The 24,234-nt window shown below is 64.5% G+C and carries 24 protein-coding genes; 13 read left to right on the top strand and 11 right to left on the bottom strand.

Annotated features, from left to right (window positions below; all coding sequences use genetic code 11):
* Window positions 1-50 precede the first annotated feature (50 nt).
* Genes AC07M1_RS09205 through AC07M1_RS09180 form a run of 6 tightly spaced genes read right to left on the bottom strand, consistent with a single transcriptional unit; the run spans window position 51 to window position 5,510 of the window.
* Window positions 51-1,931: an acetyl/propionyl/methylcrotonyl-CoA carboxylase subunit alpha gene (locus AC07M1_RS09205; protein ID WP_495162243.1), complete on the bottom strand. Its 1,881-nt coding sequence runs from the start codon at window positions 1,929-1,931 to the stop codon at window positions 51-53.
* A complete protein-coding gene (locus tag AC07M1_RS09200) occupies window positions 1,928-2,809 on the bottom strand; it encodes a TolB family protein (RefSeq protein ID WP_495162242.1) in 882 nt (293 codons plus the stop codon). The genes AC07M1_RS09205 and AC07M1_RS09200 overlap by 4 nt, the downstream gene beginning before the upstream one ends.
* A complete protein-coding gene (locus tag AC07M1_RS09195; protein WP_495162241.1) occupies window positions 2,806-3,183 on the bottom strand; it encodes a RidA family protein in 378 nt (125 codons plus the stop codon). Before AC07M1_RS09195 ends, AC07M1_RS09200 begins: the two co-directional genes overlap by 4 nt.
* 25 nt (window positions 3,184-3,208) lie before the next feature.
* Entirely contained in the window at window positions 3,209-3,586 is a 378-nt protein-coding gene (locus tag AC07M1_RS09190) for a hypothetical protein (RefSeq protein ID WP_495162240.1), read from the bottom strand.
* Window positions 3,587-3,588: 2 nt separating this feature from the next.
* On the bottom strand, window positions 3,589-5,190 hold the full coding sequence (locus tag AC07M1_RS09185) for a carboxyl transferase domain-containing protein (protein ID WP_495162239.1): 1,602 nt from the start codon (window positions 5,188-5,190) through the stop codon (window positions 3,589-3,591).
* 29 nt (window positions 5,191-5,219) lie between these two features.
* Window positions 5,220-5,510 (bottom strand): YciI family protein, encoded by a 291-nt coding sequence (locus AC07M1_RS09180; RefSeq protein WP_495162238.1) that lies wholly within the window; start codon window positions 5,508-5,510, stop codon window positions 5,220-5,222.
* Between the two features lie 47 nt (window positions 5,511-5,557).
* On the opposite strand from AC07M1_RS09180, the gene AC07M1_RS09175 reads away from it, so the two are divergent.
* Window positions 5,558-5,896 (top strand): DMT family protein, encoded by a 339-nt coding sequence (locus AC07M1_RS09175; RefSeq protein ID WP_495162237.1) that lies wholly within the window; start codon window positions 5,558-5,560, stop codon window positions 5,894-5,896.
* 1 nt (window position 5,897) lies between these two features.
* On the opposite strand, the gene AC07M1_RS09170 is transcribed toward AC07M1_RS09175, so the two are convergent.
* A complete protein-coding gene (locus AC07M1_RS09170; RefSeq protein WP_495162236.1) occupies window positions 5,898-6,662 on the bottom strand; it encodes a polyamine aminopropyltransferase in 765 nt (254 codons plus the stop codon).
* Window positions 6,659-7,810 carry an isovaleryl-CoA dehydrogenase gene (locus tag AC07M1_RS09165; RefSeq protein WP_495162839.1) on the bottom strand — a complete coding sequence of 384 codons (1,152 nt, stop codon included), beginning with the start codon at window positions 7,808-7,810 and terminating at the stop codon, window positions 6,659-6,661. Before AC07M1_RS09165 ends, AC07M1_RS09170 begins: the two co-directional genes overlap by 4 nt.
* A 96-nt stretch (window positions 7,811-7,906) precedes the next feature.
* On the opposite strand from AC07M1_RS09165, the gene AC07M1_RS09160 reads away from it, so the two are divergent.
* The 8 genes from AC07M1_RS09160 to AC07M1_RS09125 all read left to right on the top strand — a co-directional run bounded on the left by AC07M1_RS09160 (window position 7,907) and on the right by AC07M1_RS09125 (window position 13,952).
* Complete coding sequence (locus AC07M1_RS09160; RefSeq protein ID WP_495162235.1) at window positions 7,907-8,773, top strand: LysR family transcriptional regulator; 867 nt, start codon at window positions 7,907-7,909, stop codon at window positions 8,771-8,773.
* Window positions 8,770-9,273 carry a MaoC family dehydratase gene (locus tag AC07M1_RS09155; RefSeq protein ID WP_495162838.1) on the top strand — a complete coding sequence of 168 codons (504 nt, stop codon included), beginning with the start codon at window positions 8,770-8,772 and terminating at the stop codon, window positions 9,271-9,273. The genes AC07M1_RS09160 and AC07M1_RS09155 overlap by 4 nt, the downstream gene beginning before the upstream one ends.
* Before the next feature lie 119 nt (window positions 9,274-9,392).
* Window positions 9,393-9,803, top strand: a complete 411-nt coding sequence (locus tag AC07M1_RS09150) for a TadE/TadG family type IV pilus assembly protein (RefSeq protein WP_495162234.1) — start codon at window positions 9,393-9,395, stop codon at window positions 9,801-9,803.
* Window positions 9,800-11,407: a pilus assembly protein TadG-related protein gene (locus AC07M1_RS09145; protein WP_495162233.1), complete on the top strand. Its 1,608-nt coding sequence runs from the start codon at window positions 9,800-9,802 to the stop codon at window positions 11,405-11,407. Before AC07M1_RS09150 ends, AC07M1_RS09145 begins: the two co-directional genes overlap by 4 nt.
* Window positions 11,404-11,652 (top strand): hypothetical protein, encoded by a 249-nt coding sequence (locus tag AC07M1_RS09140; RefSeq protein ID WP_495162232.1) that lies wholly within the window; start codon window positions 11,404-11,406, stop codon window positions 11,650-11,652. The genes AC07M1_RS09145 and AC07M1_RS09140 overlap by 4 nt, the downstream gene beginning before the upstream one ends.
* Window positions 11,653-11,697: 45 nt before the next feature.
* Window positions 11,698-12,207, top strand: coding sequence for a (2Fe-2S)-binding protein (locus tag AC07M1_RS09135; protein ID WP_495162231.1), 510 nt, complete (start codon window positions 11,698-11,700; stop codon window positions 12,205-12,207).
* 104 nt (window positions 12,208-12,311) lie between these two features.
* Entirely contained in the window at window positions 12,312-13,160 is an 849-nt protein-coding gene (locus AC07M1_RS09130; RefSeq protein WP_495162230.1) for an RcnB family protein, read from the top strand.
* 87 nt (window positions 13,161-13,247) lie between these two features.
* Window positions 13,248-13,952 (top strand): 2OG-Fe(II) oxygenase, encoded by a 705-nt coding sequence (locus AC07M1_RS09125; RefSeq protein ID WP_495162229.1) that lies wholly within the window; start codon window positions 13,248-13,250, stop codon window positions 13,950-13,952.
* Between the two features lie 29 nt (window positions 13,953-13,981).
* On the opposite strand, the gene AC07M1_RS09120 is transcribed toward AC07M1_RS09125, so the two are convergent.
* The 3 genes from AC07M1_RS09120 to AC07M1_RS09110 form a co-directional block, all read right to left on the bottom strand.
* Window positions 13,982-14,374: a response regulator gene (locus tag AC07M1_RS09120; RefSeq protein ID WP_495162228.1), complete on the bottom strand. Its 393-nt coding sequence runs from the start codon at window positions 14,372-14,374 to the stop codon at window positions 13,982-13,984.
* Window positions 14,375-14,436: 62 nt separating this feature from the next.
* Window positions 14,437-16,860: a sensor histidine kinase gene (locus tag AC07M1_RS09115; RefSeq protein WP_495162227.1), complete on the bottom strand. Its 2,424-nt coding sequence runs from the start codon at window positions 16,858-16,860 to the stop codon at window positions 14,437-14,439.
* On the bottom strand, window positions 16,860-18,263 hold the full coding sequence (locus tag AC07M1_RS09110; RefSeq protein ID WP_495162226.1) for an EAL domain-containing protein: 1,404 nt from the start codon (window positions 18,261-18,263) through the stop codon (window positions 16,860-16,862). The genes AC07M1_RS09115 and AC07M1_RS09110 overlap by 1 nt, the downstream gene beginning before the upstream one ends.
* Before the next feature lie 938 nt (window positions 18,264-19,201).
* Between AC07M1_RS09110 and cysD the strand changes: the two genes are divergently transcribed.
* The 4 genes from cysD (at window position 19,202) to AC07M1_RS09090 (ending at window position 24,233) form a co-directional block, all read left to right on the top strand.
* Window positions 19,202-20,098 carry a sulfate adenylyltransferase subunit CysD gene (cysD, locus tag AC07M1_RS09105; protein ID WP_495162225.1) on the top strand — a complete coding sequence of 299 codons (897 nt, stop codon included), beginning with the start codon at window positions 19,202-19,204 and terminating at the stop codon, window positions 20,096-20,098.
* On the top strand, window positions 20,098-22,026 hold the full coding sequence (gene cysN, locus AC07M1_RS09100; protein WP_495162224.1) for a sulfate adenylyltransferase subunit CysN: 1,929 nt from the start codon (window positions 20,098-20,100) through the stop codon (window positions 22,024-22,026). Before cysD ends, cysN begins: the two co-directional genes overlap by 1 nt.
* A gap of 238 nt (window positions 22,027-22,264) precedes the next feature.
* Window positions 22,265-22,984 (top strand): 3'(2'),5'-bisphosphate nucleotidase CysQ, encoded by a 720-nt coding sequence (locus tag AC07M1_RS09095; protein WP_495162223.1) that lies wholly within the window; start codon window positions 22,265-22,267, stop codon window positions 22,982-22,984.
* 97 nt (window positions 22,985-23,081) lie between these two features.
* Window positions 23,082-24,233 (top strand): SET domain-containing protein-lysine N-methyltransferase, encoded by a 1,152-nt coding sequence (locus tag AC07M1_RS09090; protein ID WP_495162222.1) that lies wholly within the window; start codon window positions 23,082-23,084, stop codon window positions 24,231-24,233.
* Window position 24,234 lies beyond the last annotated feature (1 nt).

The raw sequence follows: 24,234 nt of genomic DNA, 5'->3' as shown, positions 1-24,234 counted from the left end.
GCAGTCGGCGAGAAATCCTCGCCACGGCCAGAGCGTAGCGGGCGTGCCAGCTATTCCGCCTTCGCGACCTTCACCAGTAGCGCGTCGACATGGACCTGCGCGCCGGCGACGGCGTTGAGGGCTTCGATCGTGCCGTCGAACGGGGCGGTGAGCGCCTGTTCCATCTTCATCGCCTCGAGCACGAGCAGCTTCTGGCCCGCGGTGACCGCCTGGCCTTCGGTGACCTCGACCGAAACGATGCGCCCGGGCATCGGAGCGAGGATCGAGCCGTCGCCTGCCGCGGCACCCGCGGCGCCGTCGGTGCGGTCGGCACTCACCCGGAAGGTCGCGCCGCCATGGACCAGCAGCGCCGCGCCATCGCGTTCGTGATGATAGAAGTGCGACGCGATCTCGCCATGATCGGCCTTGAACACCACCCGCTCACCATTCACGCTGACCGCACGGGCGGTTGCAGGCGCACGGTTAAGACGGAAGCCCTCGAGGCCATGCGCCATGAGCAGCGTGTCGTCGGGCATGTCCTGCTCGAGCCAGTAGATCGCGCGCGTGAGATCGGCGGCGGTGGGAAGCGGGTCGATCGTCAATTCCTCGCCCCGGCGCTCGATCAAGCCGGTGTCGAGCTGCGCGCGAGCGAAGCTGTCGTCGCCGAGCAGGCGGAACAGGAAGCCGGCATTGGTGCGAACCGGCCAGACGGTGAGGTAGCTCAGCTCGGAGCGCAGCAGCGCGATCGCCTCCTCGCGCGTGTCGCTGTGGACGATCAGCTTGGCGATCATCGGATCGTAGAAGGGCGAGATCGTCGAACCCGCCTCGACGCCGGTATCGACGCGTGCATTGACCGAGAAATCGAGCACCTCGAGCTTGCCCGTGCTGGGCAGGAAACCGCGCGCGGTATCCTCGGCATAGAGCCGCGCCTCGATCGCATGGCCGTTGATCGAAAGCTGCTCCTGCCGCAGCGGGATCGGTTCACCACTGGCGACCCGGAGCTGCCATTCGACTAGGTCGACACCGGTGATCGCCTCGGTCACCGGATGCTCGACCTGAAGCCGCGTGTTCATTTCCATGAACCAGATGCGGTCGGCGTGGAGACCCTGCGACGCGTCGGCGATGAACTCAATCGTGCCGGCGCCGACATAGTTCACGGCACGTGCGGCCTTCACCGCCGCCTCGCACACCGCGAAGCGCGCCGACTTGTCCATGCCGGGTGCGGGCGCTTCCTCGATCACTTTCTGGTGGCGGCGCTGCATCGAGCAGTCGCGCTCGAACAGATGGACGATGTTGCCATGGGTATCGCCGAACACCTGCACCTCGATATGGCGCGGGGCGAGGATGTATTTCTCGATCAGCACGCGATCGTCGCCGAAGGAGGAAGCCGCCTCGCGCTGGCAGCTGACGAGGGCGTCGGCAAAATCCGCTGCGGCGACGACGCGACGCATGCCCTTGCCGCCGCCGCCCGCGACCGCCTTGATCAGCACGGGGTAGCCGATCTTGTCGGCCTCGCGCTGGAGGCGGTCGAGCGACTGGTCCTCACCGAGATAACCGGGGGTAACGGGGACGCGGGCGTCCTGCATCAGCTTCTTGGCGGCGTCCTTGAGGCCCATGGCGCGGATGCTGTCGGGATGCGGCCCGACCCAGATCAGCCCGGCGGTGACGACCGCCTCGGCGAACTCGGCATTCTCGGAGAGGAAACCGTAGCCGGGGTGGATCGCCTCGGCCCCGGTCTCCTTCGCGGCGGCGATGATGCGTTCGCCGACAAGGTAGGATTCGCGCGCCTGCGAGCCGCCGATATGCACCGCCTGATCGGCGCTGCGAACGTGGAGCGCGCTGGCGTCAGCGTCGGAGTAGACCGCGACGGTGCGGATGCCGAGCTTCCGCGCGGTGCGGATGATTCGGCAGGCGATCTCGCCACGATTGGCGATGAGGAGGGACTGGATCATGGCTTGCTTCCTGCTGGTACGCCGCATGTCGGGGGCCAGACTTCGCGGCTCCCGGGCTTGAGATCGGTCAGGTAGATTTCGCCAGAGCGGTCTTGCGATGCCTGGGCGAAGAGCAGTTTTTCCGCACCGGGCGAGAGTAGCGGGCCAACCTGAAAGACGTCGGCACACGCGGGTATGCGGCCGACTTCGCGCCATTCCCCGTCCTGCTTGCGGAAGTGATAGAGGTGCGATCGGCCGCCGCGATCGGCAACCAGGATCAGCGTGTTGCCGTCGCGCGAGACCTCCGCCTCATATTCGTTGGCGGCGGTGCTGACGGGCCCGCCGAGGTTGCGGACTCGCCACGCGCCGGCCTTTTGCTGCGCAACATAGATGTCGCTCTGGCCGTGCCCGCCGGCACGCGAGGAACCGAAATAGAGGTTGCCGGCGGCGTCGATGCGCGGAAGTAGCTCGGACTGGGGCGAGTTGACGGGTGCGGGCAAGCGCACAGGTGCGGCGAAGCTGCCGTCCGCTTCGCGCACCGCGTGATAGATGTCGAAATCCTCGCCCTTCGGATCGTGGCGGGTCGAGACGAAATAGACGCCGTTACCGTCAGGGGTGTAGCCCGCGTCGGCGTCGAAGGTGCCGGCGGGACCGGCGAAGGACGGCGGGGCGGGCTTGCTCCACGCGCCATCGACGCAGCGCGACATCAGCAGGTGCCAGCCGCGGAAGCCGGCATCGGCCGCAAGGTAGATCAGCTCGCGGCCGTCGGGGGAGAAGGCCGGACTGGCCTCGTACCCCGGCGTGGAGATGGCGTCGGGCGTCCAGCGCACGGGGCCTTGCGGCGCGGAGGCACCGGTGAGCAACAGCGCGGCCGCGGCGAGGCCCTTCCCCACGATCATTTCGCCGCCACCGCTTCGATTTCAAGCAGCCAGGCGGAGTCGTAGATGTCGCAGACGATCACGGTGAGCGCGGGCGTGTGGTCGCCAAGGATCTCGCGGCGGATCGCGGAATTTTCCTCACGATAGGCGCGATCGCTCAGGAAGGTGGTGACCTTGACGAGGTTGGAAAGGCTCATGTCTGCCGTGGCAAGCTGCGCTCCGATGTTGCGCCAGACGAGGCGGCATTGCGCGGCGAAATCGCAAGGGACCTCGCCGGCGGTATCGACCGGGATCTGGCCGCTGACGAACAGCAGCGACGCGCCCGGCTCGACCAACATCGCCTGGGCATAGCTGCCGCCGGGTTGCGGGGCGTCGGGGGCGCTGATGGGAGTCATGAGCGCGTCCAGAATCGAATGACACTCACAGCTGCACACCTCCCCAAAGGCCGAGTACAGCGGTGATCGCGAGCAAGTAGCTTGCCGGAAAGCGATGGATCGCGATGCGAGCCTTGATCGTGACCGCGACACTGGTGATGGAAATGCACGCGGCAAGAATCGAGCACAGGATAACCGCATCGCGATGCACCAGTTCAGCCGCGCCGCACGCGAAGAGCGCGGTCAACACCGCGAGCCAGACGGTGCAAACATGCCAAGTAAAATAGTTCAGCCAGATCGTCGCCTTGGGCAACACGCTGGAGGCCAGCAATGGCCGCGCGGCGAAACGACCGCCTACGAATGTGTACACGCAAAAGCTAACCGCCGTCGTCAGCGTAGCACCGATGAGAGCGGTTTTAGCCATCATCACATCCGGAACACGCCGAAGCGGGCTCCCTCCTCCACCGGCGCGTTGAGCGTCGCCGCAAAGGCCAGCCCCAGCACGTCGCGGGTCTGGGCGGGGTCGATAATGCCGTCGTCCCACAGGCGTGCGGTGGCGTGCCAGGGGTTGCCCTCGTCCTCGTACTTCTGGCGGATCGGCGCCTTGAAGGTTTCGGCCTGCTCGGGCGTCCAGCTGTCGGCATCGCGGTGGACGGTGGCGAGGACCGAGGCGGCCTGTTCACCGCCCATGACGCTGATGCGGCTGTTGGGCCAGCTGAACAGGAAGCGCGGCGAATAGGCGCGGCCGCACATGCCGTAATTGCCGGCGCCGAAGCTGCCGCCGATCAGCACGGTGATCTTGGGCACGCTGGCGGTGGCGACAGCGGTGACGAGCTTGGCGCCATGCTTGGCGATGCCCTCCGCCTCGTACTTGCCGCCGACCATGAAACCCGAGATGTTCTGGAGGAACAGCAGCGGGATGCGCCGCTGGCAGGCGAGCTCGATGAAGTGGGCGCCCTTGACCGCGCTCTCGCTGAACAGCACGCCGTTATTGGCGAGGATCGCGACCGGCATGCCCCAGATATGCGCGAAGCCGCAGACCAAGGTGGAGCCGTAGAGCGCCTTGAACTCGTGGAATTCCGAGCCGTCGACGAGGCGTGCGATCACTTCATGCACGTCATAGGGCGCGCGGACGTCGGTGGGGACGATGCCGTACAACTCGTCGGCGTCGAACTTGGGCGGGCGCGGGTCGAGGATCGCGACGTCCGGCGTGCGGTCGCGCGGCAGGTGGCTGACGATGTCGCGGACGATGGTCAGCGCATGCTCGTCATTCTCTGCGACATGATCGACCACGCCCGACTTGCGGCCATGCAGGTCGCCGCCGCCGAGGTCCTCCGCAGAGATCTCCTCGCCCGTGGCGGCCTTCACCAGCGGCGGGCCGGCGAGAAAGATCGTGCCCTGATTGCGCACGATCACGCTTTCATCCGACATCGCCGGCACATACGCGCCGCCCGCGGTGCAACTGCCCATCACACAGGCGATCTGCGGAATGCCCTTGGCCGACATGTTGGCCTGGTTGAAGAAGATGCGGCCGAAATGCTCCTTGTCAGGGAATACCTCCGCCTGATGCGGCAGGTTCGCGCCGCCGCTGTCGACGAGATAGATGCACGGCAACCGGTTGGCCTCGGCGATCTCCTGCGCGCGGAGATGCTTCTTGACCGTCATCGGGTAATAGGTGCCGCCCTTCACCGTCGCGTCGTTGCAGACGATCATGACCTGGCGGCCCGAGACGCGGCCGATCCCCGCGATCATGCCGGCGCCGGGGACCTCGCCCTCATACATGTCGCACGCGACGAGCTGGCCGATCTCGAGGAAGGGCGAACCCGGGTCGAGCAACCGCTCTACGCGCTCGCGCGGGAGCAGCTTGCCGCGCGACGTATGGCGCTCGCGCGACTTCTCGTTGCCGCCCAGCGCAGCCTGCGCGACATCGGCATGGAGCCGCTCCACCAGCGCGCGATTGTGCGCAGCATTGGTGCGGAAGCCCGCGTCGTCGGGCGACAGTGCGGACTTGAGGACCGGCGCGCTCATGCTGTTCTCTCCGTAATCAACATTATCATTCAGTCTCTGGGCAATTCGCGGATCTCGACGGTCCCGCCCGCTTCGTAGACAGGATTGCCTTCCAGAAGCGCCGCTGCGGATTCGGCGCTGTCCGCAGTGACCTTGATATAGCCCACCAAATGCGCCGAGACGCCGGCCGCATCGGCACCTTTGCGATAACTTCGCCCCGGCCCGATCGAACTTCCGCCCTGCAGCGCCCCGGCCTGCCGCAAGCGCGACAGATAGGCATCCCAAGCGCCCTCGCCGGCCGACGCATCATCGTGCATCAACAGAAGATATTCCGAACTCATCTTGTCACCCCACCGCAACGCCAGCACGGTGCCAGCGGAGATCCTTCATGACGACCATCCTGCTACTCATCGCATCCAACATCCTGATGACGATCGCCTGGTATTGGCATCTGGGCAAAGACGGGCTTGAAAAGCCGTTGCTCACCGTCATCCTGATCTCCTGGGCCATTGCCGGGGCTGAATATTGCTTCGCCGTGCCCGCTAACCGCGTCGGGTATCTGGCGGGCTGGACTCCCGGCCAGCTCAAGATCACGCAAGAGGCGATCGCGCTCATCGTGTTCGGGGTGTTCATGGTGGCGGTGCTAGGTGAGGCGCTCCACTGGCGCCACGCCGCAGCGTTTGTATGCATCATGGGCGGCGTCGCCTTCCTGTTCGTCGGGAAGTGACTCACGCCACCGTATCCACCGGCAGCCAGCGGTCCCGCATCCACGCCTCGGCGGCGGCGGTCACCCGTTCAGGATAGTCCGACAGCTCCGGCCCGACCAGCGGCAGCCCGAATTCGGCGACGGTCGTACGGATACCCTCGGCATCGATCGCACGTCCCGCGGCGCGGGCGTGACGCGCGATCTCCATCTCCTGCCCCCAGAAATAGACTGTGCCAGCCGCGACATTGGCCTGCATCCGCCGCACTTCCTCGACCCGGCCGTCGCTGACGAGCGGGAGCCAGATATCGGCCATGAGGATATCGACCGGCGCTTCCGGACGCCATTCCAGCGCATCGCCGGAGACGATCCGCACCTTGTCTCCCAATCCGCCCGGAAGCCGGCCAAACAGGTCGAGATCGCGATGGAGCGCAATGACTTCGGGATCGCGCTCGACCACCGTCACCGCGGTCACGCTCTCACGCAGCGCACTCGCCGCCGCCGCCCAGCCCATGCCGAGCCCGAACACCGCGACATGGCCATGGGCATGCTGCACGCCGATCGCCTGGCTCTCTAGCTCCATCGGAGACATCGACATCCAGGTTTCGCCATCGCGGACCAGCGCACGCAGCGACGTAACGAGGGCCGGCGGACTCCAATAGCCGCGCGTCAGAACCATTTCAGGGGGCAGCAGCGACCAGCTGCCGTGACTGACCGGGCGATACAATTCCTCGAACAGCTCGGTGCCGAGCCCCAGCATGGGATCGATAGGCGACGCGTCCGCGATCATGCCGCGCCGATCAGTTCGCGACCGATCAGCATGCGGCGTATCTCGTTGGTGCCGGCACCGATGTCGAGCAGCTTTGCGTCGCGCAGGAAACGCTCGACCGGCCAGTCCTTGGTATAGCCGGCACCGCCCAGTGCCTGAACCGCTTCGCCCGCGACCTTGAAGGCATTCTCGCTGGCCAGCAGGATGGCGCCCGCAGCGTCGAAGCGCGTGGTCTTGCCCGCGTCGCACGCCTGCGCGACGGCATAGACATAGGCCCGAGCCGAATTGAGCGCGACGTACATGTCGGCGACCTTGGCCTGCATCAGCTGGAAGCTGCCGATCGCCTGACCGAACTGCTTGCGCTCACGCAGATAGGGCAGGACGACATCGAGGCACGCCTGCATGATGCCGAGCTGAATGCCGGCGAGGACGGTACGCTCATAATCGAGGCCGGACATGAGGACGCCGACACCACCGTTGAGCGGACCCATGACGTTTTCTTCCGGCACTTCGCAATCGTCGAACACCAGTTCGGCGGTGGGTGAACCACGCATGCCCATCTTGTCGATCTTCTGCCCGATGCTGAAGCCGGGCATATCCTTCTCGATCAGGAAGGTGGTGATGCCGCGCGAGCCTTCGCCGGTCTTGGCATAGACGACGAGCGTGTCGGCATGGGCCGCGTTGGTGATCCAGAATTTGGTGCCGTTGAGGACGTAGCGGTCGCCCTTGTGCTCGGCGCGCAGCTTCATGCTGACGACGTCCGACCCCGCGCCCGCTTCGGACATGGCGAGGCTGCCGACATGTTCGCCCGAAATCAGCTTGGGCAGATACTTCGCCTTCTGCGCGGGCGATGCCCAGCGGCTGATCTGGTTGACGCAAAGGTTCGAATGCGCGCCGTAGCTAAGACCGATCGAGGCCGAAGCGCGCGACACCTCCTCACAAGCGATGACATGTTCGAGATAGCCAAGGCCAAGGCCGCCGAACTCCTCGTCCACGGTGATGCCATGCAGGCCGAGCTCGCCCATCGCGGTCCACAGCTCGTCACGGGGAAACCAGTCATCGGCGTCGATCTTCGCGGCGAGCGGCTCGATTCGCTCCTTCGCGAAACGCTGGGTGGTGTCGCGGATCATCTCCGCGGTCTCGCTCAGCGCGAAATCCATCTGGGGCAGGCTCATTCAGCTCTCCTGGGACTTTTGCGGTACTCTAGCGACGGAATGCGCCAGAGAAAAATTGAAAGGCGGCGCGGAACAGCATAGATGATATCTATGATAGACCGCTATCTTCTGCGCTATTTCCTTGCCGTTATCGATAGCGGTACATTCACCGCCGCCGCCGCACAGGCCAATGTCTCGCAGCCCACGCTCTCCGCCGGAATCGCCAAGCTCGAACGCGAGGCCGGCGCAAAGTTGTTTCGCCGTAACAGCCAACGCGTCGAGCTTACCGAGGCGGGCGCCCGCTTCGCGGTGCACGCGCGACGGATCGAGCGCGAATTCAACCTGGCACAGGCGTCGATCGACGGATTGGCCCCGGGCGGCACGCTGCGTCTGGGGGTACTGAACACGGTCGCCAGCGCGGAACTGGCCGCCTTCGCCACGCTGGCGGCGCGCGCGGCACCCGAACTTGCTATCGAACTGGTCGAGGGCAATGCGGCGGCGCTGACGCAGCATCTGTCACGCGGGCGAATCGATCTGGCGCTGACCGCGTCGCATGGCGAACCGGGCGCTGAAATGGAGCCACTGCGTACCGAGTCCTACGTCCTCGCCCTCCCAGCCTCGCATCCACTGGCCGGCGAGGCTGCGGTGCCCGGCGAGGCGCTGGCCGGCGAGACGATGATCGTCCGCCGCAATTGCGAGGCGCTGTCGGAGACCAGCCGCTACTTTACCCGGCGTGGCATCCGCCCCTTCTTCGCGCTGCGCACCACCAATGACGACCGCGCGCTGGAGATGGTCGCGGCGGGCCTGGGCGCGACGGTGATTCCGGAGTCGCATCGACACCCCGGGGTCGCGAGTCCAGCACTGTCCGGCTTCGCGATCACGCGCACACTTGCGCTGGCCTGGGGCGACGATACCGCTGCGATCCGCGAGGCGGCAACGGCACTGACGGATACGCTGCGCGGCCAATTCGGGGGCTGACAGGCGACGACGCGGCGCTATGTGAAGCGCGAAACAAGGGAGAGCAGGACATGGCCGGGCGCTATTTCGACGAGTGGCAGGTGGGCGACCGGATCGTGCACGACCTGCGCCGCACGGTTACAGAGACGGACAATTTGCTCGTCTCCACCCTCACCCATAATCCGCAACCGCTACACCTTGACGCGGAATATGCCGGCGCGACCGAATTCGGACGCATCGTCGTCAACGGCACCTTCACCTTCGCACTGCTGATCGGCATTTCGGTGAGCGACACCACGCTCGGCACGCTGGTCGCGAACCTCGGCTATGACGAAGTTCGGATGCCCAAGCCGGTCTTCATCGGCGACACGCTGCGCGCGGAAACCGAAGTCGTCGCGCTGCGACCGTCCAAGTCACGCCCCGGTCAAGGCATCGCCACCTTCCGTCATACGATGCTGAATCAGCACGGCGACTCGGTGTGCGCCTGCCTCCGCAGCGCCTTGTTACATGGACGAAGCTGAAAAGGACTTCTCCGAAACTAAAGTTAACCCGGCTCACGGTTAAGATACCCTGCTACCCGAAACGATAATTCGTTAACCGAATCGGCGTATGTACACTCCTGTAAACAAGGAGCAGTACTATGCACCTGGTTTCAGAACGACGCGGCACTGCGATAATCGAATTCGCGCTCCTGCTGCCTGTGCTTATAGCGTTGCTGACTGGGATGATCTGCTACGGCCTTTACTTTGGCGCGGCGCACTCTGTTCAACAATTGGCGGCGGATGCCGCACGACATAGTATCGCCGGCGAGACATTGGTCGAACGCCAGACGATGGTGACTGACTTCGTCAATACCAATGGCCCCTCTTACTTCCTGGTCAAACCGGAACGACTGAGCGAGGTCAGCACGACGACGCAGGCGGGCGGGCGGCTAAGGGTACGCATTTCCTACAACGCAACTTGGCTGCCAATCTTCGGCTTCTCCAACCTCGTGCCGTTGCCGCCAGCGACAATCACCCGCGACTGCGTGATCCTTGGGACCGCGACATGAGCCATTCGATCTGGCGCGACCGCGACGCATCCACCACGATGCTGGTCGCCGCGGCCTTCCCCTTCCTGCTCGCGGCGACCGCCGCGGCAGTGGATGTCGGCGCGGTCGCGTTGGAGAAGCGGAGGATGCAAGGCGCGGTCGATGCCGCCGCCCTCTCCGCCGCCCAGGACCTCGCCACGGCCGACGCCCGTGCCCGCAACGTGCTCAACGCCAATCACGCGGACTCGCCGGCGGCGGCGCAGGTCGCAACCGGGACGATCGCGGGTACCGGCGACTCACGGACCTTCACGACGAACGCGTCGGGCGAGGCGGTGCGGGTCACCGCGACCTACCCCAATCCCAGCTATTTCCTGCGCGCGCTCGGGCTGCGTTTCAACGACTCGCAGGTCAGTGCCGTCGCCAGCCGCCGCAATCTGGGCGCGATCTCGATCGGATCGTCGCTGGCGACGTTCGACAATGGGGTGGTCAACAACCTGACTCGCGGCCTCACCGGATCGAGCGTCGGCCTGTCGCTGCTCAGCTATCAGGGATTGGCGAGCGTCGACCTCAACCTGTTCAGCTTCCTCGATGCGGTCGCGGTGCGCGGCAATCTGGGCGTCATGACCTATGATCAGCTGCTCACCCAGAATATCGAGCTACCGGTTCTGCTGCGCGCGCTCGACGATGTGAGTGGGGGCCCAGGCCTGGGCGCGGTCGCCGCCGGGATCACCGGCACGCCGAAATCGATCCGACTGGGCGATTTGATCGGCCTTGACCTCGCCAATGCGGGAAACACGGGAAGCGCCGGCGCGGCGGCCCTGCTTGCCAAGGTCCGGGCGAGCGACCTGCTCGGCGCGATGCTGTCGGTCGCCAATCGCGGCAATATCCTCAACCTCGACCTGGGCACGAGCATCCCCGGTCTCGCCTCGCTGCGTGCCGAAATCAAGATCGGCGAGGCGATGCAGTCGAGTCCGTGGATGGTGATCAACGATCAGGGCGGAGTCGAGGTGAGCACCTCGCAGGCGCGCATCAATCTGATCGCCGAGGTCGGACCTCTGCTGGGCCTGGGCGTCAAGGTGCCGCTGGCGGTGGAACTGGCGTCGGCCCGCGCGATCCTGGATGCCGTGCCCTGCGCCCCACGCGACACCGCCGCGGCGCGCGCGCGCGGTGGAGTGGCGAAGCTCGCCATCACCGACCTTCCCGTCACCAGCGCGATCCCCGCAACCGCGGCCGCCCTGCCCCCCGCGCCGCTGATCCGCGCGCTGCTGATCTCGGTCGATGCCAAGGCGCTCGGCTCGCTCGAGGCATCCAACTGGCAGAATATCTCCTTCACCAAGGCCGAGATCGCCGCGCATCAGGCCAAGACGGTCGCGACGACCGACGGCGTCTCGACGCTGCTCGCCACCACGCTAGGCTCGGCCCAGATCGACGTGACGCTGCTTGGCGCGCTGAATCTGGGTATCGGCCTGCCCGGCCAAAGCCAGATCGCAGCGCGGTTGTTGTCAGTCGCCCCGGCGCTGGAGACGGCCTTGTTCCAGCTGCTCGGTGTCGCGGGCCTCAGCATCGGCAACGCACATGTCCGGGTCGACGGCTATCGCTGCGGCAAACCCGTGCTGATGGTATGAGCAAGGACGGGCAGACCGACGGAGTCAACAGCATCTATCCGTGCGACATCCGTTACTTTCGAGATCGCGCGCGCGAGGAACGGCGACATATCCGTCACGCGGATACAGAACCCGGCAAGCGGGTCCATGCCGAGATGGCCGAGCATTACGAACTGGTCGCCACCTTGCTTGAAGAGAAGGCGGGCCTGGTTCCCCATACGATCGGATCGTCGCTGCGGCGGGTGTTTCAACGATTGCTGGGCTGAGCGGGGTTGGGTTTCGCATCGCAACCACGCTAGGGTGCGGATCACATGACCCGCTTCACCGTCAACAACCAGCCCGTCCAGTACAAGCTCGACGCAAGCACGCCGCTGCTGTGGGCGCTGCGCGACGCATCGAATCTCACCGGCGCCAAATATGGCTGCGGGACCGGCGACTGCGGCGCATGCACCGTCGATATCGACGGCGCGGCGGTGCGATCCTGCCAGGTCACCATCGGCGCGATCGAGGGCAGCTTCGTCACCACGATCGAGGGGCTGGCAGAGAATCGCGCGCATCCGGTGCAGCGCGCATTCCTGGCCGCGAATGTCGGACAATGCGGCTATTGCATCCCCGGCATGGTGATGGCGGCGTCCGCATTGCTGCGGAAAAACCGCAACCCCTCGGATGAGGATGTTGCCGCGGCGATTACCAATCTCTGCCGCTGCGGCGTCTACCCCCGCCTGATCGAGGCGGTGGGCCGTGCTGCGCGGCTGGCGCGCGGCGAGGAGGATAGCGGACCGGAAGAGCAGAACGAGCAGGCGACCACGGTCGAGGAATGAATCCTTTCGCAATGCTGTCAGCGCAATTCAGACATGTGTCAGCCGACTCGGGGCATTAGCGGGTTATTCTGAACGCCGGCGCTCTGCCGGAGCGGAGGACCGAAATGAAGAAGTTTGTTCTGGCCGCGCTGATCGGTGCGACCATCCTGACCCCGACCATGGCGATCGCGCAGGAGCGCGGCCAGTGGCGTGGCCGTGGCGGCGGCGAGATGCGCGAACAGCGCCAGCCGGGCGTCGAACGCCCGATGCAGCAGCAGCGCGACGCCTTCCGGGCGCAGCGTGAGCAACAGCGCGAGCAGTTCCGCGCCCAGCGCGAACAGCAGCCGCAGTTCCAGCGTCCGGAACGGCCGGATCGACCGGACTTCCAGCGACCCGATCGCCCCGAGCGCCCTCAGATCCAGCGTCCAGAGCGGCCGGAAGGCACATCTCCGCAGTGGCGCCAGCGCCCTGACGGCGGCCAGGATTGGCGCCGCGACCGTGGCGAGGATCGTCGCGACTGGCAGCGCGATCGCGACAACCGCGGTCGCGACTGGCAGCGGAATCGCAACGACAACCGCCGGGACTGGCAGCGCGATCGTCGCGATGATCGCCGCGACTGGCGGGACGACCGGCGCAACGGCGATTGGCGTAACCGGGGCGGCAGCTGGAACCGCGGTTGGCGGCAGGATCGCCGCTATGACTGGAGCGACTATCGCGCCCGCAACCGGAACATCTACCGGCTGCCGCGCTACTACGCACCGCGTGGGTACAATTATGGCTATCAGCGCTTTTCGATCGGCCTGACGCTGGGCGCCATGCTGTTCTCGTCAAACTACTGGATCAACGATCCGTACGAGTATCGCCTGCCCCCGGCGGACGGCCCATATCGCTGGGTGCGCTACTATAACGACGCGCTGCTGGTGGATATCTACACCGGCGAAGTGGTGGACGTCGAATACGACATCTTCTGGTAAGATCGTCGACAAGCGTCACGCAGGGAGGCCCGGCCGGCAACGGCCGGGCCTCTTGCGTTTCACTGCGCCCTCGGCAAGTTGCAGGCCATGAGCATCTTCGCGAGACCGAAACCGAAACAGGGCGGTGCATCGATCGCACGCGCACGCGCCAGCCAACAAATCACCGCACGCCTTGAAGCCAACCCCGCGCTTCGCAAGGCGAAGGTCGATGCGGCGCAGATCTATTATTATCCCGGATTCCTGAGCGACGACGAGTGCGACACGCTGATCCGACTGATCGACATCAACCGCCGCCCGTCGACCCTGCTTGCGGCATCGGACGATCCCAATTTCCGCACCAGCGAGAGCTGCGACCTCGACCGCTGGTCATCCGATGTGCGCCCCATCGACGAGCGGATGGCCAGCCTGCTGGGCCTTCCCCCCGAAAATGGCGAAACGATGCAGGGCCAGCGTTACGCGCCCGGCCAGCAGTTCCGCCCGCATTATGACTGGTTCAGCGAGAATCAGGATTATTGGGAAGCGATGAAGGCATCCGGCGGCCAGCGCACCTGGACGACGATGATCTACCTCAACGATGTCGAGGAAGGCGGCGCGACCTGGTTCCCCCAGGCGGGCATTCGCGTGACGCCCAAACGTGGGCTGCTGCTCGCCTGGAACAACATGAAGCCCGACGGCGCGCCGAACCCGGCGACGCTGCATGAGGGCAGCCCGGTGGTGAAAGGCACCAAGTACATCATCACCAAATGGTTCCGGGAGCATGCCTGGATCAACATGCCGATCAAGACATACTGATTGGGTTGCGGCGCTAGCCAACCCAGAATCTAGAGCAGCATCCCATCGCCGCCGCTGCGGAGCGCGAGCACGCGGCCGATCGTGTCGAACAACGCATCCATCGCCACCGGCTTGAACAGCACCTCATCCGCGCCGGCGGTCAGACAACGCTCACGTAGATCGACGGCAGTGTCGGCAGTGACGACGATAATCGGAAGTTCCGCCTTGGCGTCGCCGCGCGCGCGGATACGTTCAATTGCCTCGATCCCGTCCATGCCCGGCATGCGCAGATCGACCAGCACGACGTCGAAATCCTCCGCGCCGATCTTCCGCAGCCCTTCCTCGGCATGCTCCGCCTCTTCCATCGACGCGCCAGCCACGTCGAGCATGTCGCGAACGACACGGCGGTTCATCGGATCGTCTTCGATAAACAGGATATTCATGTGCGGGCTGTGCCCATCTCGTTGGCGTCGCGAGGTGAGGATATCATATGTGTGCTATCGTCTTAAGCCGCTTGTGACACAAGCCGGGTTGCGGTGGATGACGTACTATTTTCTGCACGTCCGGCAACCAGCGCCTCGATCAGCGCGGCCCCCGCAACGGGCTTTGAAACAATCGTGCTCGCGCCCGCTTCTGAGAGCGTAGTGAGCATCGCCTCGTCGGGCTTGACCCACAGGATCGCGACCCGCGCGCCCTTGTCCTTTGCGGCAGCGGCCAATGTGGAAAAGACCGCGACCGCATCCTCCCCTGCCGCCTTGAGCGTGGCTTCCTCGGCGAGGAGCAGAACGGGGCCGGCGCCGGTCAACATGCCAAGTGCCTCGTCCGGAGTTGCTGCGAACTGGACCGCAGCAAAATGGGGTTCGAGCAGGGTGCGCAGCATACCGCGGGCGATCGGATTGCGATCGAGAACCACCACCGCTTCCCCCGGACCATCCGCCGCCCCGGCACCATCGGGCGCCGCCGCCTCGATCAGCGGCAGATCGACGGTGAAGGTCGCTCCCTCCCCTTCAACGCTCGCGACCGAGACGTCGCCGTCCAGCGCACGCGCAAGGTTGCGGACGATCGCGAGACCGAGGCCGGTGCCGCCGAATTTACGCGTGGTGCCGGCATCCACCTGACGGAAGGATTCGAAGATCTCTTCGTGTTTCTCGACCGGGATGCCGATGCCGCTGTCCGATACCGCGATGCGGAGCCGACCGTCTGCCGCATCGGCCTTGACCGCCACCGTACCCTTCTCGGTGAACTTGAGCGCGTTCGACAGCAGGTTGAACAGCAGCTGCCGAAGCCTTCCCGCATCGGTTTCAACCCAGAGTGGGGCGCCGTTCATTTCGAGCGAGAATTCGAGTCCCTTGCCGCGCGCCTGTTCCTCCCACATGCGCGTCACGTCCTTGAGCATCGCATGCAGATCGGTCGCGACAAGCTCGACAGAGAGGTTACCGGTCTCCATCTTTGCGACGTCGAGGATATCGTCGACCAGCGCGCGCATCGTCATGCCCGCGCCATGGACGATCCCGAGACGGTCGCGTGCCTGGGCCGGCATCGACGGGTCCCGCAGCATGATCTGGGTCATGCCGAGGATGCCGTTGAGCGGCGTGCGGATTTCATGGCTGGTGGTCGCGAGGAATTCGGTCTTCGCCTTCAGCGCCTTTTCGAGCGCTACGTTGGTCTGGCCGAGTTCGACGTTCGCCGCACGCACTTGGTTGCGGCTGCGGCGGATCGTGAACAGGCCGATGCTGAGCAGCGTAATGATGATCAGTGTCGCGCTGCCGACCCCGAACAACAGGGTGCGCTGGAATTCGGCCTCGCGCCGTGCCTCATCAGCCTTGAGGTTGGCGATACGCAGTTCCTGGTTCGCGTAATCGAACCGCGCCGCCATCAGTGCCGAGCTAGTGCCCGTCGCGAGCGTTGCCGCCTCTTCGTTCATCGCACTGACACGCTCGAGGTGCGGCAATGCCTTTGCCGGCTCGCCCATCGCGCTGTAGATTTCATAGGCGGCGCGATGCGCGTCCCGAAAGGCAATCGGGGTCTTCGCGATGTCCATGCCCGCGAACGTCTGCTCAATCAGACTGCGCGCCCGCGCAAAATGCTTGCGCTGAAAGGCCGCGATCGCACCGGTCGTCAGAAGGCGCGGATCAGCCCGCCTTCCGCTCCGCGCCGCAATCGTCAAACCTTCCTGAATGGCGACTTCGGCCGCATCGATCTTCTTCTGATCGACCAGCGAGCGGGCCAGGTTGGCAAGGATAAGCGGGAGCAGCTGATCGCTCCTCAGTTGTCGCGCAACGGCCAGGGCTCGGCGATACTGCGCTTCTGCTTCGGGCAACCGGTCCAGGCGCAGCAAGACGTTTCCGCGGTTGTTGTACAGGAAGAGCTGAAGCTGCGGATCCCCCTGGTAGACCTCGGATGCCTGCTTGAAATACTTATCGGCGCTGTCCAGGTCATTGGCCTGAGTATAGAGCGTGGCGATGGTTTGCAGCGCGATCGACTGACTGCGTTTCTCACCCACCGCGGTGAAGATATTGAATGCTTCCTGCAAAGACGCCAACGCCTCTGCGGGGCGGCTCTGCTCTTGCTGCACGCCAGCGCGCGCGAGGAGAAGGTCGCCGCGCAACTTGCTCGGCTCGGGATAGGCGCTGATCAGCTTGAGCGCTCGCGTGATCCGGGGAGCAGCCGCGCCCGCATTGCGTGAGCGGATCAATGCTTCGCTCTGCAGCCACAACGCGGTTGCGGTTGCGATCGCCTTTGCACGCGGATCGGAGATCGTGCCCGCACGGCGCTCCGCGTCGCCCGCCAGCTTCAGCGCCTCGCCAGGTTCGGCGATCATCGCAGCCTTGGCGCGATCGATCAGCGTGTCAGCGGCGCTCTGTTGCGCGAATGCCGGGGTCGAAAGCCCCAGCATCATGGCTCCGGCGAGGGCGAGAAGGCGGCGCATCAACCGCTCTTGCGCCAGAAGCCCTCCGGACGGGCGAAGGTCGGCCGGATCGCGGACGCGGCCTTGTGCCCTTCCTCGTCGAGGAAGCGGATAAACGCGTCCAGCGCCACGGGACGGCTGATCAGGAAACCCTGGACCATGTCGCAGCCCATCACGCTGAGCAGCGCCAGCGCGGCCGGGGTCTCCACCCCCTCGGCCGTCACTTCCATCTCCAGCGCGTGGGCAAGGTCGATGGTCGAGCGGACGATCAGCGGATCGCGGTTGCTGCTGGTCAGCTGCATCACGAACATCTTGTCGATCTTGAGCTCGGTCGCGGGAAGCTGCTTCAGATAGGCGAGCGACGAAAGGCCAGCGCCATAATCGTCGATCGCCAGCGGAATGCCGATCTCGGAGAAGGACTGAAGATGACGGATCGCGCTGTCGGGGTCCCTGATCACCGCGGTCTCGGTGATCTCGAACCCGATCTTGGCACCCGTTTCGCGGATGATCCGGCATGCCTCTGTCACGAACGCGCTGTCGGCGAGAAGGACTCCCGAAATGTTGATGAACACGGGCATGTCGTGCCCATGCGCCGCCAGGATACGCTGATCCGCAATCACCTGACGCAGCGTCCAAAGAGTCAGCCCGGCGATCTCGCCGCCTTCTTCCGCCGCGGAGATGAAGTCGCCGGGTAGGATCAAGCCGCGTACCGGGTGGCGCCAGCGCACTAGCGCCTCAGCGCCAGTGACGGCTTCCTTCCGGACATGGACCTTGGGCTGATATTGCAGGAACAGCTGGCCGGAGGCGATCGCACGCGGCAGCTCGCGGATCAGCGCCAGCCGGTCGAAGGCGACATCGGTCTGCGACAGATCGAGCATTACCACCCGCGATTCGGTCCGTGCCTGTGCCAGCGCGGATTCGGCGGCCTCGGTCAGACGCACCTCGTCATCTTCAATCGCCGGTGCTGCCGCGACACCCCAACGCAGCTGAATCACATGGCGTTCTCCGTCGAGATCGACGGTCCGGGTAAACTCCCGGGCAAGCCGCTCGACGACAGCGGTCGCCGATTCCGCCGAGTCGGCTTCGAACGAAAGTTCGAGCAGCGACCGGCCCGCAGGCGCGAGACGGACATCAGGTTCGAGCCGCGCGATATGGTCGGCGAGATCGCGCACCAGCGTATCGGCTCGCGGACGTCCGAGATGCCGGCGGAGCGATTGGAAATTGGCGATCTCACACAGGGAGAGCGCGCGCCAAAGGCCGCTCGGCGCCCCCTTGCCCGTCTCGATTCGCGAGACAGGTGAATGGCTATGCGAGAGAGTAGCCGGCACCAGCGCATCGAGCGTGGCCGGAAGCCCAGACGACAAGATCTCCCCCGCCTCGGAGGACGAGATCGTGGCAGCAGCGGGGTCGACACGCTCAGACATCGGATCCGCGAATAACCCCTACTCTTGAAGGAACTCTTAAGGACGAAACGACCGCCACAGGGGGCCGCTTTGTCCTCCGCTGTCATGAATTCTTGATTTAGAGTAAATTTTCTATTAATCATTCGAGAGTGCGCTCCATGCGCACGATGGGAGAAAATGAATGTTCGAGTTCCTGCTTCGGGACAGCTACGGCGAAGATCTTCGTCCCTGGTGACCCCGGATAGCCCGGGTGGGCGGCGCCGCGGATGGTCCGCGACCCTCGACCCGTCCGGGCTCTCTTCTCTTTGATGATAGTGCCGACAGCGATGCGCGCGTTCTTAAGAAGCGCGCTTTTTTTGTGCCCCGCCCCCGGGAGCCGTACGCCCCTCCCGGATCACCGCCATTTGCCACGCCCGGTAGAATGAGGACCAGCGGGAGCATCCCGACTCATATGTCGGACACTCGACACCAGCTGAGCAGATCTCGGTCCGCAAGCCCGTTCCTTCGCGTTCGAACATGACGTGGCCAATATGGACAAGCTTGCGAGTGGGGCCATACGCGGCCCCACCTATCGCGGAAGGCTAGTCCACCAACCTCACACTCATCGGGTTCGACAGACCACGGCAGGAAGGGCACGGCTGGCCGAATTCACCTGTCCCAATCCTGAAAGATGCGGCGTTTAATGACGTCCATCCAATGTAAGGATTTGCGTACATGAACATCCTTCAGCTTGCGCGCTGTGCGCTTGGCCAGCACCAGCGAGACCGTTCGACCGTGACAGTCGGGGCATTTTGTCACAGCGGCCGCTGCAAGGGATGCGGGGTATCGATGGTCAAGGACGCGACCGGTTGGCATCGCATACGCGGTCCCGCAAGCTGATCGGCGCCCCGCTCTCGCCTCAAGCGGCCTAAACTTTATCTAGATCGCAGCCGCCGGTTCGTGTGACTAAGTCGGCGGCCATGCAGTCGCTTACCCATCTTGCCCGGCTAGAGGCCGAGAGCATCCATATTCTGCGCGAGGTTGTCGCCGAGGCGGAGCATCCCGTGATGCTCTATTCGATCGGCAAGGACAGCGCGGTGATGCTCCACCTCGCCAAGAAGGCCTTCTACCCTGCCCCACCCCCCTTCCCGCTGCTCCATGTCGATACGACCTGGAAGTTCCGCGACATGTACGCGCTGCGCGACAAGGCGGCGCATGACGCGGGGATGGAATTGCTGGTCCACCGCAACCCCGAAGCCGAGGCACGCGGGATCAACCCGTTCGACCATGGCGGGCTCCACACCGATATGTGGAAGACCGAGGGCCTGAAACAGGCGCTCGACCACTATGGCTTCGACGCGGCGTTCGGCGGCGCGCGGCGGGACGAGGAGAAGAGCCGCGCCAAAGAGCGGGTGTTCAGCTTCCGCTCCGCCAGCCATCGCTGGGATCCCAAGGCGCAGCGGCCCGAACTGTGGCGGCTCTATAATGCGAAGAAGGCAACGGGCGAGAGCATCCGCGTCTTCCCGCTCTCCAACTGGACCGAGCTCGACATCTGGCAATATATCCGCGCCGAGAATATCGAGATCGTCCCCCTCTATTTCGCAGCGCCGCGCCCCACCGTGGTTCGCGGCGGGCTGACGCTGATGGTCGATGACGACCGCTTCCCGCTGGACGGCGAAGTACCGGTCGAACGATCGATCCGCTTCCGCACGCTGGGCTGCTACCCGCTGACCGGCGCAGTGGAGAGCGAGGCCGCGACGCTCGACGAGGTGATCCAGGAGATGCTGCTGACCACCACCAGCGAGCGCCAAGGTCGCGCAATCGATCACGATCAGGCCGCATCGATGGAGAAGAAGAAGCAGGAGGGCTATTTCTGATGACCTCCAGCTATCGCCCCGACGCGCTGATCGCGTCCGATATCGGTGCCTATCTGGCGCAGCACCAGTCCAAGTCGCTACTCCGCTTCATCACCTGCGGATCGGTCGACGACGGCAAATCCACGCTGATCGGCAGGCTCCTCTACGACAGCAAGATGATCTTCGAAGATCAGCTTGCGGCACTTGAGGCCGACAGCAAGCGCGTTGGCACCCAGGGACAGGAGATCGACTTCGCGCTGCTGGTCGATGGCCTCGCCGCCGAACGCGAACAGGGCATCACGATCGATGTCGCCTATCGCTTCTTCGCGACCGAGAAACGCAAATTCATCGTCGCCGATACGCCGGGCCACGAGCAATATACCCGCAACATGGTGACCGGCGCCTCGACCGCCGATCTCGCGGTGATCCTGATCGACGCGCGCAAGGGTGTGCTGACCCAGACGCGGCGGCACAGCTTCCTCGCCCATTTGATCGGCATCCGCCACATCGTGCTGGCCGTGAACAAGATGGACCTGGTTGGATATGATCAGGCGAAGTTCAACGACATCGTCGCCGACTATCGCGAGTTCGCGACAAGCATCGGCATCGACGACTTCACTGCGATCCCGATCTCGGGCTTCAAGGGCGACAACATTACCGCGGCGAGCGTCAATACGCCCTGGTACACCGGCCCCGCGCTGATCGCGCATCTCGAGGAGGTGCCGGTCGGCGACGACGGCACAGACCGTCCGTTCCGGATGCCGGTGCAATGGGTCAACCGCCCCAATCTCGACTTCCGCGGCTTTGCCGGGACGGTCGCGAGCGGGACGATCAAGCCGGGCGACACGGTGCGCATCCTGCCCTCGGGCCGGACCAGCAGCGTTGCGCGTATCGTCACCTTTGACGGCGACCTGGCCGAAGCCGGGCGCGACCAGTCGGTCACGCTGACGCTAACCGACGAGATCGACTGCTCGCGCGGCGACATGATCGTCGCGGCGGGCGATCCGCCCGAAGTCGCCGACCAGTTCGGCGCGACAATCGTATGGATGGACCAGCAACCGCTGCTGCCAGGCCGCAGCTACTGGCTCAAGCTCGCCACACAGACGGTAAGCGCGACGATCCGTGAGCCAGAGCACGCGATCGACGTCAACACGCTGGCCAAGCTCTCGACCAAGACGCTTGCACTCAACGATATCGGCGTCGCCGAAATCGCGACCGACCGCGGCGTCGTATTCGAACCCTATGCCGATGGCCGCGCGAGTCCGAACCGCGACTTGGGTGGCTTCATCCTGATCGACAAGATCACCAACGCCACCGTCGCGGCGGGGATGATCGACCGAGCCCTGCGTCGCGCGCAGAATGTGCATTGGCAGGCGGTCGAGATCACGCGCGAGGCGCATGCCGCGCAAAAGGGGCAGAACTCGCGCCTGCTGTGGTTCACCGGCCTATCCGGATCGGGCAAGTCGACCATCGCCAACCTGGTCGAGAAGAAGCTGCACGCCATGGGCAAGCACAGCTTCCTGCTCGACGGCGACAATATTCGCCACGGCCTCAACCGCGATCTAGATTTCACGGACGCCGGCCGGGTCGAGAATATCCGCCGCGTTGGCGAAGTCGCGAAACTAATGACCGATGCGGGCCTGATCGTGCTCACAGCATTCATCTCACCCTTCCGTGCCGAACGCGAAATGGTGCGTAACATGATTCCCGAAGGCGAGTTCTTCGAGATCCATATCGATACCCCTATCGAGGAGGCCGAACGCCGCGACGTGAAAGGTCTCTACAAAAAGGCGCGAGCTGGGGAGATCGCGAACTTCACTGGCATCTCAAGTCCATATGAGGCACCTTTGAATCCTGAAATCCATATCGACACCACACGAACAAGTCCGGAGGAAGCTGCGGAATTGATCATCGAATCCATTCTGGGTATCTGGTCTCCGATCTTGTGACGTGTATGTCAGCTGTATTTGCATTTGGAGTTGAGCCTTGGGGGAATTGGAGGTTCGCGAGTGGATCGCTTTCGGGATCGTCGCCGCTCTCGTTGTTGGCACGGCCGCTGCGGGGCTCGTTTACCGCCACCGTGCGCACTGGCGAAGGCTACGCATGGCCGGGAATTCTGAAGCCAAGCGGCGCGAACTACAGCGCCGCCGCTGAACTTGCTTCCAACACCGTAAGTGCCTCCTGCGCATGAACGACGCGACGCTGGCGCGTGAAATCGCCGAAGCAGCGGGCAAGCTGCTTCTCCATATTCAGTCGGTTGGCGCCGATGGAGCCCGCGGCGATCATGATGCCAACCAACTGATTCTCGACATGTTGCGTAGCGCACGGCCGGATGACCCGATCCTGTCGGAAGAGTCGGCGGACGATTCGCTTCGTTTGGCCTCGCGCCGTGTATGGATCATCGATCCGCTGGACGGGACGCGTGAGTTCGCGGAAGGTCGTGAGGATTGGGCGGTCCATGTCGCGCTCGCCATCGACGGTGTCGCCGCAGTCGGTGCGGTCGCGTTGCCCAGGCGTCGCATCACGCTGTCGAGCGATTCGCCCCCCCCTCTCGCTCCAGCCGCGATTCCGCCGCGGATGCTGGTCAGTCGTACGCGTCCTAGCGCGCTGTGCGCCGCCGTATCAGGCGCGCTGCGAGCCGATACGATCGGCATGGGTTCAGCCGGCGCCAAGGCGATGGCGGTGGTGATGGGCGAAGCCGAGATCTACCTTCATTCGGGTGGCCAACATCAGTGGGACAATTGTGCGCCGGTCGCGGTGGCGCTGGCGGCCGGGCTGCATGCCTCACGCATCGATGGCTCACCGATCGTCTACAACCAGCCCGAATCGAGCATTCCGGACGTGCTGATCTGTCGCCGCGACCTGGCTGAATCCGTCCTCGAACTAGTTGCCAGACACGAACTCTGATGAATGATTGATTCGATGCGACTCGCGGATTCAGCACGAGTCGCGCTTTGACGAAGGTTACCAGATAAGGTAAACAGCCCGTTGGCAAGGGGGCTGAATGACGACCGATTTCTGGTTCGTGACCGCGATGGGTTTCAGCTTTGCTGCCTATGCGGTCTATCTGCTCGGGCTGCGACGGGAAATCGTCCAGCCCAACCGCGCGTCATGGCTGATCTGGAGCGCATCGGCGGCAGTCGAGGCCGCGACCTATCACGCAGTCAATCCCGGATCGCCGCAAAGCTGGGTCTTCCTGCTCTCCGCCGCCTGTTGCGTTGTCGTGACGCTCGCGCTGTGGCGCCGGTCGAACTGGGCGCAGCCCAACACCATCGAATCGCTGTGCATGGCCGCATGCCTGGTCGCGCTGATCCTGTGGGTCGCATTCCGGGAGACCTTCTGGGCGCACATGCTGGTTGTCGCCGCCGTCCCGATCAGCTTCTGGCCGACCTGGGCCAGCGTGTGGAAGGATCGCAGCCGCGAGCGGTCACCGGCCTGGGGACTGTGGACACTGGGCGACTTGGCCACGCTGCTGGTCGCGGCGCGCGCGGGCGGTACCGGCGTGGACGAGCTGGCGTACATCTTTGTCGAGCTTGCCTGCCATGCCAGCATCTGGTTCATGATCGGTCTGGCGACGATCAACCCGCTGCGCTCGCTCGGCTGGACACGCGGCAACTTCCTGATCCTCGACCGCTACCGTCCCAACCGCAATCTGTTCGCGGTCGGCGACAACCATCTGGGCAAGGCGGTCTATGCTCGATGCCGCTTCGCCGAGGGAGCGGAACTGATGCGCTTCACCGGTCGCCGTTTCCACGTCACCCAGGTGCCAAGCCTGATGCGCGGCAGCGAGGATCGCTTCGTTCAGGTGACACCCGACCATTATATGGGCCCGTCGGGGCAACTCGACGATCTGGTCAATCATAGTTGCGACCCCAATGCCGGGCTGCGCTTTACCGAGGATGGCGTGATCCTGGTCGCGATCAAGAACATCGCATCCGGCGATGAGATCAGCTGGGACTATTCCACCACATTGGCACAATCGAACTGGCATATGATCTGCCAGTGCAGGTCGGAAGGATGCCGCCGCGTGATCGGCAATTTCGACACGCTCGATCCGGCCGCGCAGGAATTCTTCCGCGCCCGCAACCTCGTCGCGCCGTATCTGCGGCGGAAGGACGAACTGGCGCCGCCCAAGCGGGTTGGCTGGGGTCGCTAGG

The sequence above is a fragment of the Sphingomonas sp. GW821-FHT10C01 genome, assembly GCF_059415525.1.
Note: the sequence above shows the minus strand (reverse complement) of the source record. Positions and strands in the feature narration are given on the sequence as shown.